Annotated in this window: 1 protein-coding gene; it reads right to left on the reverse strand. The window is 48.1% G+C overall.

Translation table 11 applies throughout. The features are described 5' to 3' along the window. A partial coding sequence (gene relA, locus R7E78_RS24190) for a GTP diphosphokinase (protein ID WP_318058346.1) occupies nt 1–1,311 on the reverse strand: 1,311 nt, incomplete at both ends.

Here is a 1,311-nt window from a genome sequence, read left to right on the forward strand (position 1 = left end):
CTTGCTGATCCTCTTCTTCCGCCGTTGGTTTATTCACCAGTGCATTGATGTGGTTGATGATCTGATTGATACGCAGGTCGCCACTGCCTACACCGACGTAGAGTTCATCCGGCGTATTGACGTTGAAGCGTTTTAGGGCGTAATGCTCTGCATCTTTTAACGTCGCACCAATCTTCACCAACTCGTGTTCGAGGATTTCACGTCCCGCTTCGAGGTTTTTCTCACGACTCTGTTTACGGAACCAAGCGTTGATCTTCGCACGAGCACGACCTGAGTGAACAAAGCCTAGTGATGGGTTTAACCAGTCTCGCGATGGGTTTGGCTCTTTTGCTGTGATGATTTCGACCTGATCGCCCATGTGGAGTTTGTGGGTGAACGGCACGATTCGGCCACCAACTTTGGCGCCAATACAACGGTGCCCGACTTCTGAGTGAATGTGGTAGGCAAAGTCTAGTGGAGTTGCCCCCATTGGTAAGTCGACAACATCGCCGCGTGGTGTAAATGCGTAGACGCGGTCATCGAAGACTTGGCTTCGGAGTTCATCCAACATTTCACCAGAATCGGACATTTCTTCTTGCCAATCCAACAGTTTACGCAGCCAGGTAATTTTCTCATCGTAACCACTGCGGCTGCTCGCACCTTCTTTGTATTTCCAGTGTGCGGCAACGCCCAGCTCAGATTCTTCGTGCATTTGCTTGGTACGAATTTGAATCTCGATGGTTTTGCCTTCAGGGCCAAGAATAACGGTGTGAATCGATTGGTAACCGTTTGGTTTTGGGTTTGCAACGTAGTCGTCGAACTCACTCGGTAAGTGCTTGTATTTGGTATGAACCACACCTAGCGCAGCGTAACAATCTTGCAGTTTGTCGGCGATGATACGTACTGCACGCACGTCAAACAATTCATCAAACGCCAGACTTTTCTTCTGCATTTTTCGCCAAATGCTGTAGATGTGTTTAGGACGACCACTTACTTCGGCATTAATGCCACAAGCTTTCATCTCTTGAGATAAGTCTTCGACAAAATCTTTGATGTATTGCTCACGGACAATACGACGCTCAGCAAGCTGCTTTGCAATTTGCTTGTAAGTGTCCGGTTGTTGATAACGGAAAGCGTAGTCTTCGATTTCCCACTTAAGCTGACCGATACCTAGACGGTTAGCCAGTGGAGCATAAATGTTGGCACACTCTTTTGCCGCAGCACGTCGAACTTCGTCCGGTGCTTTTTTGACTTCAATAAGGTTGCAAATTCGTTCAGCTAGCTTGATGACAACGCAACGAAAATCATCCACCATGGCAAGCAGCATGCGAC

Source organism: Vibrio sp. YT-19(2023) (assembly GCF_033337395.1).